The organism is Rubinisphaera margarita, from assembly GCF_022267515.1.
Classification (GTDB): domain Bacteria; phylum Planctomycetota; class Planctomycetia; order Planctomycetales; family Planctomycetaceae; genus Rubinisphaera; species Rubinisphaera margarita.
In genome coordinates this window covers 377,572-389,414 of the sequence record NZ_JAKFGB010000009.1, presented here as the reverse complement: position 1 = coordinate 389,414, position 11,843 = coordinate 377,572, and the positions used below count along the sequence as shown (strand labels likewise).

At 58.0% G+C, this 11,843-nt stretch carries 10 protein-coding genes; 9 read left to right on the top strand and 1 reads right to left on the bottom strand.

Annotation, left to right across the window (positions count from 1 at the left end; genetic code table 11):
• The first annotated feature begins 49 nt into the window (after positions 1-49).
• From L1A08_RS04900 to L1A08_RS04870, 7 genes are all read left to right on the top strand, one after another.
• Positions 50-688, top strand: coding sequence for a nitroreductase family protein (locus L1A08_RS04900; RefSeq protein ID WP_238754846.1), 639 nt, complete (start codon positions 50-52; stop codon positions 686-688).
• A gap of 208 nt (positions 689-896) precedes the next feature.
• Positions 897-2,000 carry a M24 family metallopeptidase gene (locus tag L1A08_RS04895; protein ID WP_238754844.1) on the top strand — a complete coding sequence of 368 codons (1,104 nt, stop codon included), beginning with the start codon at positions 897-899 and terminating at the stop codon, positions 1,998-2,000.
• A 97-nt stretch (positions 2,001-2,097) separates the two neighbouring features.
• Positions 2,098-2,613, top strand: a complete 516-nt coding sequence (gene accB / locus L1A08_RS04890) for an acetyl-CoA carboxylase biotin carboxyl carrier protein (protein WP_238754842.1) — start codon at positions 2,098-2,100, stop codon at positions 2,611-2,613.
• A gap of 138 nt (positions 2,614-2,751) precedes the next feature.
• Positions 2,752-4,089 (top strand): acetyl-CoA carboxylase biotin carboxylase subunit, encoded by a 1,338-nt coding sequence (gene accC, locus L1A08_RS04885; RefSeq protein ID WP_238754839.1) that lies wholly within the window; start codon positions 2,752-2,754, stop codon positions 4,087-4,089.
• 295 nt (positions 4,090-4,384) lie between these two features.
• Positions 4,385-5,410, top strand: a complete 1,026-nt coding sequence (locus L1A08_RS04880) for a 6-phosphofructokinase (RefSeq protein WP_238754838.1) — start codon at positions 4,385-4,387, stop codon at positions 5,408-5,410.
• A gap of 329 nt (positions 5,411-5,739) precedes the next feature.
• On the top strand, positions 5,740-6,417 hold the full coding sequence (locus L1A08_RS04875) for a peroxiredoxin family protein (protein WP_238754836.1): 678 nt from the start codon (positions 5,740-5,742) through the stop codon (positions 6,415-6,417).
• Between the two features lie 14 nt (positions 6,418-6,431).
• The gene (locus L1A08_RS04870) at positions 6,432-8,213 is read left to right on the top strand and encodes a serine/threonine-protein kinase (RefSeq protein ID WP_238754834.1); all 1,782 of its coding nucleotides are present in this window, start codon (positions 6,432-6,434) and stop codon (positions 8,211-8,213) included.
• Here L1A08_RS04870 and L1A08_RS04865 read toward each other — a convergent pair whose 3' ends face one another.
• Complete coding sequence (locus L1A08_RS04865; RefSeq protein WP_238754831.1) at positions 8,214-8,789, bottom strand: Uma2 family endonuclease; 576 nt, start codon at positions 8,787-8,789, stop codon at positions 8,214-8,216.
• 196 nt (positions 8,790-8,985) lie between these two features.
• Here L1A08_RS04865 and L1A08_RS04860 point away from each other — a divergent pair, with 196 nt between their 5' ends.
• Positions 8,986-10,353, top strand: coding sequence for a DUF2254 domain-containing protein (locus tag L1A08_RS04860; protein ID WP_238754829.1), 1,368 nt, complete (start codon positions 8,986-8,988; stop codon positions 10,351-10,353).
• A 183-nt stretch (positions 10,354-10,536) separates the two neighbouring features.
• Positions 10,537-11,835, top strand: coding sequence for a Glu/Leu/Phe/Val family dehydrogenase (locus L1A08_RS04855; RefSeq protein ID WP_238754827.1), 1,299 nt, complete (start codon positions 10,537-10,539; stop codon positions 11,833-11,835).
• Positions 11,836-11,843: the final 8 nt, after the last annotated feature.

The following is an 11,843-nucleotide window of genomic DNA, read 5'->3' as shown; positions in this document are numbered from 1 at the left end:
TATAACATCCGCGAAGCCGAATTCTTGACTCAAATCAATGAGAGAATCCATGCGCGCAGAAGTTCTGTCTGAAGTCATTCGCGAACGTTGTACCGAGAAAGTGCTGTCGTCTGAACCATTTCCTGCTTCGGCGGAAACGACGCTGACCGACCAGTTGCTGGAACTAGCCGCCTGGGCTCCCTTTCATCGGCCGGCGGATGCGACGCATCTTCAGGGCAGAGAACTGGCAGCCGTTATGCCCTGGCGGTTTTACGTTCTCGATGCCGCGAGTTGCCGCAGGCTGAGAGATCGGCTGCTGGGAAAGGACAGCTCCAAGATCATGGAGATGCTGGCGACTGCCGACTGTCTGGTGCAGGCGACCTGGCTGCCGAACCCGGCCGAATACCAGACCGACGGTCTGTTTGCTCCGACGCTGGAGAATATGGAACATCTGGCGGCCGCCGGAGCAGCGGTGCAGAACCTGCTGCTGGGAGCGACGGCCAGCGGAATCCGTAACTACTGGTCGAGTGGCGGCATTCTACGGACGCCGGAGGTGTTTGACCTGCTTGGCATCCCGCCACGGGAACTTCTACTCGGTTCTTTGTTCTTCTTCCCGCAGGACGTGAGGAACGCCACCGTGGCGACCAGCAAGTTGCGTGACAAACGGGGGCCGCTATCGGGCTGGGTCGAGCGGGTGTCGGTTCGTTAGAGCATTTTCATGCTTCTCCTGCAGTCGAATCCTGAATTCGCTCTAGACGAACGCGGAGGCTGAAACCCGATTGCGCCTTGCTATTCGTTCACCAAACGTTAAAAAAACAGACCGAGCATCAGTCCTGTCTCTGTTGAAAACCGACTGTTCTGTCGCTTTCCAGTCACTTCACGGCCATTCGCGTCCTGTCCTGCGATGAGGAACCCCTATGATCCCACAGCATCGATTCGCCGCACGTCGTGAGAAGCTCAAGAAGGTTCTCAAGAAAGAGAAGCTTCCCGCAGTTCTCATCTGCAACGAAACGAACATCCGCTATCTCACCGGTTTCTCGGGTGACAGCAGCTGGTTGCTGATTGGAGAAAATGTGGAGCGGATCATCAGCGATGGCCGCTTCACGACACAGCTGCAGGAAGAGTGCCCCGATGTGGAAGCGGTCATCCGCTCGGTTGACCGGACCCTGTTGCAAACTACGGCCGACAATCTTCGCTCCCTCGATGTTCCCGTCTGCGGCTTTGAATCCACCGCCATCAGCTACGATGCCGCCGCTCAACTGGAAGAGGTGGTTGAATCCCCGGATCTGATTCCGGTCAAAGGGCTGGTTGAGCCGCTGCGGGCGATCAAGGATCCGGATGAAGTTCGGGAAATCCGCGAAGCAGTCCGTCAGGCGGAAAAAGCGTTTGACTATTTACGGGCGACGCTGACCAGGGACATGACCGAACTTCAGGCCGCTTTTCTTCTGGAAGAGGGGATGCGCAGGTTCGGAGCGGTGGGTGCCGGGTTCGAAATTATTACCGCGGTGGGCGAGCGAGCGGCGTTACCTCATGCCCGTCCGGGGCAGACAACCATCGGCGAGTCCCCGTTCCTGCTGGTCGACTGGGGCGCCCGGACACACGCGGGGTATGTCAGCGACTTGACGAGGATGATCATCACAGGTAGCATCTCGTCCAAACTTCAACGCATGTATGAGGTTGTGAAAACTGCCCAGGAGGAATCGATCAAAGCGATCGGCCCCGGGGTTCGGGCCAGCGATGTCGATCGCATTGCCCGGAAGGTGATGGAAGATCACGGTGTTGGTCCGAAGTTCAACCACGGTTTGGGGCACGGTTTCGGTCTTCAGGTTCACGAAGCCATTCGGCTCGGTCCGACGTCAGAAGACGTCTTCAAGCCGGGAATGGTTGTGACTGTGGAGCCGGGGCTGTATTTTCCCGGGTGGGGCGGCATCCGCATCGAAGATGACGTTCTGGTAACCAAAGACGGGATTGAGGTTCTGTCCTCACTTCCGAAAGACCTGGAATCAAGTGTAATCCGGTGACGGCAGCACTCGCGCAACGCCCAGTCTGCTGCCACCGCCCGTCTCGAACAGCTCTTCACTGACAGTATCAAGGGCTCTGGTGAGCGATAGAAAGCATATGAACGACAAACCAAAAGGCACTTCCGCAAAGGGCTCTTTCGATCTTGCGCAGCTGCGGCAACTGATCGAGATGATGGAAGCTCATGATGTGACCGAGGTCAACCTGCGAAATGGCGACGAACAGTGGCGTCTCCGTCGTGGCCCTCAGGTGACGGCCATGCCAATGCCAGCGATGCCGGCCATGCCGCAGGCTCCGGCACCAGCCGCCGCCCCGGCAGCGGCTCCTGCTTCTGCAGCCGGCGCAGCTGCGGCCCCTTCGGCCGCTGATGAAGGCCTGATTGAAATCAAGAGTCCGACCGTGGGCACGTTTTATTCATCGCCCAGCCCGGACGATCCAGCGTTCGTGAAGGTCGGCTCAACCGTCTCTCCGGACACCACGGTCTGCCTGGTGGAAGCGATGAAGGTGTTCAACCAGATTCCCGCCGAGTGTTCCGGTGTCATCGAGAAGGTCCTCGTCAAAGATGGCGACGCCGTGGACTTCAACCAGCCGCTGTTCAAGGTGCGTCCGAAATAGTTGTGGAGCAGCTGCGGACGTCCGCCCGCTCTCATCCCGGGGAGACTTACGGAAGCGCGAATCACTCGGGAATCGATTTCGATTTCCGCTCACATTCAGTTCTCATGTCGGATGATGATCCGATAGGCAAACGGGTTTATGTTCCAGAGAATTCTGATCGCGAACCGCGGCGAAATCGCCCTGCGAATTATGCGGGCCTGCCGCGAAATGGGCATCGAAACCGTCGCGGTTTACAGTGAAGCCGATCGCGGCGCCCATTACCTCTCGCTGGCCGACGAGGCTTATTGCATTGGCAAAGCCCCGGCAGGCGAAAGTTATCTGCTGATTGATCGCATCATTTCCGCGGCCGAGATCGGCAACGTTCAGGCGATTCACCCCGGCTATGGCTTCCTGGCGGAGAACGCTCACTTTGCCGAAGTCTGCCGCGAGTGCAGCATCGAGTTCATCGGCCCGCATCACACCGCCATGGAGAAGCTGGGCGACAAGGTCTCGGCTCGCAAGATTGCAGCCGAAGCCAAGGTGAATGTCGTTCCAGGAAGCGATGGCCTCGTGGTCGACGAGAAAACCGCCCTCGAAGTGGCCGGCCGCATCGGTTATCCCGTCCTGATCAAAGCCACCGCTGGTGGCGGCGGAAAAGGGATGCGGGTCGCCATGAACGAGATCTCGCTGAAATCCGGCTTCAGCGCGGCTCGGCAGGAGGCCGAGAAGGCGTTCAAGAACCCGGGCGTTTACCTCGAAAAGTACATCGAACGTCCGCGGCACGTCGAAGTGCAGGTTCTTGCCGACCAGCACGGCAACTGTGTCCATCTCTGGGAACGCGACTGCTCCACGCAGCGGAAGCACCAGAAACTGGTCGAAGAAAGCCCGGCTCCGGACCTGCCGAAGTCCGTCCGCGAAGATATCTGCAAATCGGCCGTTCGGCTCATCAAGACCTGCGGATATTACAACGCAGGGACGGTTGAGTTCATCGTCGACAAGGAGCATCAGTTCTACTTCATCGAAGTGAACGCCCGCATTCAGGTCGAGCACCCGGTCAGTGAAATGGTGACTGGTATTGACCTGATCAAGCAGCAGATCCGCGTTGCCGCCGGCGAAGAGCTGACGGTCAAGCAGAAGAACATCCAGACCAACGGCTCGGCGATCGAGATTCGCATCAACGCCGAGGATCCGGAGAACGACTACCGTGGTTGCCCGGGGCGAATCACGAAACTGCGTGTTCCGGGGGGGCTGGGGATTCGCTTCGATTCGCACGTCCACGAAGGGTACATGATCAGCCCGTATTACGATTCGATGATCGGAAAGCTGATCGTCCATCGCCCGACGCGGGAAGAATCGATCGCCTGCGCACTGGCGGCTCTAGACGAGTTCGTCATCGAAGGCGTGAAAACGACGATTCCGCTGGCTCGCCGTGTACTGGCTCATTCGGCGTTCAAAGAGGGGAAAATCGATACCACGTTCCTCGAACGGACGTTTTGAAATCTCGCTCGCAATTCATTAAGCTCTGGGCGCAACAGAGGCAGCACGCGCTTTGCCTCTTCTGATGGACAGGATTTCGCCATGTCGGCCTGGGGCTGGCACTGGAACCCGGACGTCGGCTGATGGCTGACACGAGAGCAGTTTATTTCGCGGTGTCGCCGTTCCGTTCGCATGGCGTCCTGATTTTCAGGCCCAAACGTTCCTACGCGGCCATACGGTCGAGTGATCGGCTCAAGGCCCACTGTCCATCTGACCCAGGGTACATTCCGTAACGATAACTAGAGGAATCATAACGATGAAAGTTGGTCTGCTTACTGGTGGTGGGGATTGCCCGGGTCTGAATCCCGTGATTCGTGGCGTTGTCAAAGTGATCGACAATGCTGGCGGCGAATGTCTGGGACTGCTGGAAGGATGGCGCGGCGCCATTACCGGCAACCATATCCAGCTGACGCCCGCAAACACCGATTCGATTTTCGACAAGGGCGGCACGATTCTCGGTTCGTCCCGCACGAACCCCTGGAAGAATCCGGCGGAAATTGATCAGATCCTCGAGACCTTCAAGAAGCTCGGACTCGACTGCCTCGTCGCCATCGGCGGTGACGACACGCTGGGCGTGGCCAGCAAGCTGTACTCGGAAAAGAACTTCCCGACCATCGGCTGCCCGAAGACCATCGATAACGACCTGAGTGCCACCGATCAGACCTTCGGTTTCGATACCTGTATCAATATCGTCACCGACGCCATCGATCGCCTCCGCACGACCGCCGAATCGCATCGCCGAATTCTGGTCGTCGAAGTGATGGGACGTCACGCCGGCTGGATTGCCTGCTACTCGGCCATCGCCAACGGAGCCGACTACTTCATGGTTCCGGAAAAGCCGGTCGACCTGGACGACATGGTCGAGACGCTGAAGCGAAAGCTCGATTCCGGCAAGAAGTACGGCATCGTCGTCGTGAGCGAAGGCGCGAAGCTGAGCAAAGACTTCGTGACCAAAGACCAGGAACTGGACGAGTTCGGTCATGTGAAGCTGGGTGGAATCGGCGATCAGGTTGCCAAGATCATCGAAGAGCGGATGGAAATCGAAACCCGTTCGGTCATCCTCGGCCACCTGCAGCGTGGCGGAAGCCCGAGTGCCTTCGACCGCGTGCTCGGAACCCGCTGTGGTGTCCACGCCGGTCAGCTGGCCCTCGACAAAGACTTCGGCAAGATGGTCGCACTGAAGGGGACCCGAATCGTCGGCGTGCCTCTCAAAGATGCCGTCGACAAGATGCGAGTCCTGGATGACTCCTTCTACGAAGAAGCCGCCGTGTTCCTGAAGTAATCTCGGAATACAAACAGAATCCAATAGCACCCGTCAGAATCAGACGGGTGCTTTTTTTTTGCGACCAGCGATCCGAACGAGGGACACTGGACATCCCAACCCGACGCGTGAGCGAAGGCGTGTGAGGTGTGTCCCTCACTGACGTTTTGAGTTAAGAGGTCTACTTTGCAAGCGGGGCGCCGCTAGAGAAGTCGACTCCCGTAGCGACGGCGTAAAGGTTCGTAATATTCCGAATGACAGGGGATTCTTCGCAATCAGGGTGTACGTTATGATAAAATCATGGTCGTATCCTGTACCTCATGATGAACTCTCATTGACGGGCCTGTCTAATGTCTTGCCGCGTTTTGCGAATCATGCTTGCGGTCTGCCTGCCGATTGCTCCGCTTCTGGGGGGCTGTTCAGAGCCGGAGACGCCGCCACCGGCGACGACTTACTCGTACTCTTCGGACTCCGACTACGGCAACGACTACTACAATGTCACGCCGGAGAACATCGTCTTCAAAGACGAGTTGGCCTCGAATACGACTCCGCCTCAGGGGTTGGATGATCTGCAGTTCGTGGACACGGACGGCAACCCGGTGCTGCTGAAGGATGTGCTGGGCGAGAAGAATGTCGTGCTGATTTTCACGCAGGGTTTCTACGGCACACTCTGTCCGTTCTGTACCACGCAGACAGCTCGCCTGATTGCCAATTACGACAAGTTTAAAGAACTTGAGACAGAGATTCTCGTTGTCTATCCGGGGCCTCGGGATCATCTTGATGAATTCATCAAGGTCGCGCAGACCGACAGCAAGGCGCAAATGGATCGGGTCCCGTTCCCGATTCTGCTCGACGAAGAATTCAAAGCCGTCGATTTTTTCGATATCCGTTCACAGAACGCCCATCCTTCGACGTATGTCATCGATAAGCAGGGGAATGTCCTCCTGGCCTACGTGGGGAAAGATCACACTGCCGACCGGCCGTCGGTTAAGAAGATTCTGGAGAGTCTCAAGGCCGCTCAGGACTGAAACATTTCCACACCATGGATCAACAGAGCGCAATTTCTGAAATCACCCTGCTGAATCTCGTCATCCGCAAGGGGTACCTGGATGCCGACGAGGTGGAGCGACTGACGGAAGTCGCCCGTGAGAAGGATCTCGCGACACTTGACGTAGCCTACGAACAGGGACTGCTCGATCCACAACAGGTCGAGAATCTGATTCCGCTGACCGATCCGACCAACTTCATTCCCGATTATGAACTGCTCGACCTGCTCGGCAGCGGCGGCATGGGGGCCGTCTACAAGGCGCGGCAGTTGAATCTCGATCGGATCGTCGCGCTCAAGTTAATGAAGCTGAGCGACGCCAGTTCGGCAACACGAAGTCAGCAGGAAGCCCGGCTCGTGGCGCGCCTGCGGCATCCGAATATTGTCGCCGCTTACGATTACGGCCTTTGTCAGGGCCGCATTTACCTGGCGATGGAACTGGTTGATGGCGAAACTCTCCAGGAATGGATCACGCGGGAAGGTCCTCTTCCGGAACGAACCGCCCTATTACTGCTGCGGCAGGTGACGGCTGCGCTTTCGCACGCCGGGGCCCAAGGGATTACCCATCGCGATATCAAGCCTGCCAATCTGCTGCTGACGCGGGACGATACCGCCTTGCATCGCGATTCGAACCTGCCGCTCGTCAAAGTGGCCGACTTCGGTCTGGCCCGAGCCACGACCAACGAACAGGACAAGACACGACTCACGCTCGATGGCTCAACGATCGGCACGCCGTCGTACGCCGCCCCCGAACAGATGAAGGACTCCCATGTCGACCAGCGAGCCGATATCTATTCGCTGGGAGCGACCCTCTTTTTCATGCTGATGGGGCGGAGTCCGTATGCCAACAAATCGGTGATGCAGGTGATCTCCGCCAAATGGAATGGCGACACCGACTGGTCGCGCACGTTTCCTGCTCCTGTCTCGCAAGGTTGCAGCGAACTGTGCGCAGCGATGACCGCCCCCGATGTCAACGAGCGGATCGCCCGCTACGAGGATGTCCTGCATCGCATCGACGATTTGCTCGAACAGACAACAGTGTCCACTCCGGCGCCTCGACCTGATATCTGGGCTTCAAAGTCGAAACACTTTCTGATCGGCGGCGGTGTGCTGCTGGCTGCTCTCCTGATCGTCGGGTTCGTCATGATTCCGCGCCAGGCCGCCGCCCCACCCGGCCCGGTTCATGTGGACTTGATCCCGGCCGACCGTCCGCTGGCTCCGCTGTTTAATGGAGTGAGCGTGCCACTTCGCGGTGCGCAATCGGGAACATGGGTCACCGCAGCGGAAGACCTGGGCGATGGTCTGACTGGAGCGACCGTCCTGGCCGGGACCGACGGGGCGCACGAGTTCCGCCTTCCCTCTGGCGACATCTCCTACTATCAACTCACGTTGAGCATCAATCCGCTTGAAGGAGCGGAAGTCACGGTTCTGCTCGGCAGCAGCCCGCGGCAACAACCGGCCATCCGGCTCGCGGGCAATCAGATTATCATGGGACTCATCGACGGACCGAGCGGTGAATTCCGTCCGTCCGTGAACCTCGTAACCGTAGCGTTCGACCAGTCGGGAGATCAGCCCCACTACCAGCAGCTCACAATTCTGCATCAGCCTGACGGCTGGGTGGTTTCCGCGAACGGAACGAGCCTCGGCGGCATTCATCATGAGCAGGAGGCGCAAACTCGCACGGTGGAACTGCTGGTTCGGAACGGCACCGCTCACTTCTCCGACTTCGGTGTGCTTCAGCTTGAGCCTCGAAGTGGTAACCGTCCAGAAACGCCCTGACTACTGACTGGTCCACCAGCTCGGCTCGACGAACAGTTGTTCGACGTCACACTCAAACCCGGGCAGCTGGCTTTCCGTCAGCGTGTCACCTTCTGCCAGTCGCTGTTCCCTGCCCGTCTGATCGAGCAGCAGCAACTCGCGGCTGGCCGGATCGATGATCCACAATCCCGCGACGCCCCAGGCCAGATAGTCTTCGGCCCGGCGGGGCAGCGACTGGCGGCGATCGGACGTGGAAGCCATTTCGATCACAATCGCCGGCAGCGTGTCGGTGTAGGTCTTGTCCGTTTCGTCGAAGCGGTTTCCCCGCAGGAAATAACTGGCAGCCGGGAAACGAATCGTATCCGGATCCGTCTCCATCAACAGACCGAGATCGAAGCACGGATAGCCGTGTCGATGAGTCTGAACATAGTCCGCGAGAACTTTCGACAAATTCAGAATCGCAGTGCCATGATCGAGATCGGGCGGCTGAAAGATCTGAACTTTCCCGCCGTGCAGTTCGGCCCATTGTCCGCTTTCCGGCAACGAAAATCGGGAGTCGATGAACTGTTCGGCTGTCAGCAAAGGGCCGTCGAGCATGGATAGATTCTCAGAGTAGCAACAGCGATTGAAGGGAAAATGGACGAGGATTCCGTCTCCAGAATTATAGGCGTTGATCACAAACTCAACCACTCCCTGATGACCAGCGCACAAAGGACAGGGGTTGCGTGGTTCCCGTCGCGTGGGAGAATAAGCCAACCAGCCACCGCGAACCCTTAACGGAAGATCTCCGACCATGTCCACCTGGTTTACGTATCTTTGGGATCTCCTGAAGACTAATTTCGGGATTATCCCGGCCCTGCTGCTTCTGGTAGGCATCATCCTGGGGTTCATCTTCCCGGCTATTGAGATGCAGACCGATCAGCCGATTAAGGAGTGGCTGCCCTACACGCTGTCTCCCGATTCCGACACATTGCTGATGCAATCGATGATCGCGATTCTTTCGACGGTTTCAGGGGTTGTCTTTTCAGTCAGTATGCTGGTGATTGCTCAGGCGAGTTCGCAGTTCGGACCACGAATTATCCGCATCTTCGCCAACCGACAGATCACGCAATGGACGCTGGGAGCGTTTCTCGGCTCGACGCTTTACTGCCTGCTGGTACTCTGGCAGATTCCGATCAACGAATCGACCCGCAGCCTCACCCCGGGAACGGTTCTGCTGGGCCTTCTGGCGGGACTGACAAGTCTACTCCTATTGATTCGTTACATCTGGGCGGTGGCGGAAATGATGCAGGTCCAGGTGGTCATCCGGGCGGTCTCGCACGATCTGAACAGCAGCATCGATCGGCTCTTCCCCAAAGTTCGCGACGAAGACATCCGCCGCAAAGCCCTTGAACAAAAGAACGAACGCGCCGAACAGATCGACTTCTCGGAATCGGGGCAGCCGGTGACCGTCAATTCACGCGGTTATATTCAGGCAATCGCCTACAACGATCTGGCTCATCTCGCGACCGAGAAGAACTTCTGCGTTCAACTTATGGTGCGGCCGGGGGATTTTCTGACGTCCGCCGACACGGCTCTGTATGTCGCTAGCCAGGAGCCGATTGATGACGGCCTGCAGAGCCAGATCGCCGGGCTGTTCCTCACGGGCAAACAACGAACTCCTCGGCAGGACGTGGAGTGCTGCATTCGCGAACTGGTGGAAGTCGCCGTGCGGGCTCTGTCTCCGGGAATCAACGATCCACACACGGCGATGTCGTGCATCGATTATCTGGGAGCCAGTCTGGCCGAACTGGCCCGGCGGGGCGAACAGCAGGCGCAGTTTCTGGATGAGGAAGGCAAGATTCGGATCCTCGCACCTCGCGACGGGTTCAACGAAGCTTTTGTCGTCGCCTTCAACCAGATTCGCCTTTACGGCGGCAGCAATCCGGTTGTCGTGCTCGCGTTGCTCAAGGCGATGCTCAGAATCGCCCGTGCCACCGATCAGCCAATGCATCGGGAGGCGATCCGCCGCGAAGTCGAAACGCTGCGGTCGATCATCACTGAAACCTGGTCGCATGCAATCGATCGGGAACCGGCCATGCAATGGTACGAGCTGGTCGACGCGGCTCTCGAATGCGACGCCGATCAGAAGCAGGATGAAGACGAAACCGATGCAGCATGACGTCCAGGCAACTCGCAGTCGTCACGAAGCCAGATTCCCCGCTCGGCAGCCTCCGTGGCCGCGCTAAAGTGTCACATCGGCCTGCGTGAACTTTCCGAGAGCTGATCTTTACGACCGGCTGTTTCTGCACGACAGTAGCAGAAGCAGGATTCGATTCTCCTTCGAACAGAGAAGACACCGACCATGAGCGAAGAAAACACGATTTTTCAGGATGCCCTGGGGCGTCTGGATGAAGCCCAGAAGTACGCCACGATCGATGAAGAGACTCTCCAGCGGATGCAGTATCCGATTCAGATCCTGCAGGTTTCGATTCCTGTGCGTATGGATGACGGATCACTTCGCATTTTCAAGGGCTATCGCGTCCGGCACGACGACACACGCGGCCCCACCAAAGGTGGAATTCGTTTCCATCCTCAAGTCGATCTCGAAGAGGTCAAAGCCCTGTCGCTGTGGATGACCTGCAAGTGTGCGGTGATGGACATCCCGTACGGCGGCGCCAAAGGGGGCGTGATCGTCAATCCCAAGGAACTTTCGCCGCTCGAACTGGAACGCCTCTCGCGAGGCTTCATCGAGAAGATGGCCGATTTCATTGGTCCCGATCGCGACATTCCGGCTCCGGACGTCTACACGAACGAACGAATCATGGGCTGGATGATGAACGAGTATTCGAACATCGTCCGTCGTCATTCGCCGGGAGTGATTACCGGGAAGCCCATCGCTCTGGGCGGCAGCCAGGGCCGGGCCACCGCCACGGGACGCGGCGCTTACCATTGCATCAAGCAGCTGGAGAAAAAACGGGGCTGGAAGCCGGCCAATACGACCGTCGCGATTCAGGGCTTTGGCAATGCCGGCCAGGGAGTGGCCGAGTTGCTGCATCACGATGGTTATCGGATTGTCGCCGTCAGCGATTCCCAGGGAGCCATCTATCGTGAAGAAGGCTTCGACGTCCCCAGCATCATGCACGCCAAGAACGAATCGCGGGAGTTGAAGGCGGTTTACTGCGAAGGTTCGGTGTGCGAGTCGGTCGATGCTCAGAAACTCTCCAATGAGGAACTGCTTGAACTCGACGTCGACATTCTGATTCCCGCCGCGATGGAGAACGCCATCACGAAAGACAACGCGAAGAACATCAAGGCGAACGTGATCGTCGAAGTCGCGAATGGCCCCATCACCGTCGAAGCCGATGCCATCCTCGGGAAACGGAAGGACGTGCTCGTCGTTCCGGACATCCTCGCCAACGCGGGAGGCGTGACGGTCAGCTACTTCGAGTGGGTCCAGAACCGCTGCGGCGACTACTGGGAGGAAGAGCATGTCTTCCATCGTCTCGAACAGACCATGTGCAAACAGTTCGAGAAGGTCTACGACATGATGAAAGAACACGAAGTCCCCATGCGAACCGCAGCCTACACCCTCGCCCTCAACCGCATCGGAGCAGCCGTGGCCTCGACCGGAACGGTTCGATACTTCTCAGGGCAGGAGTGACTCGCATC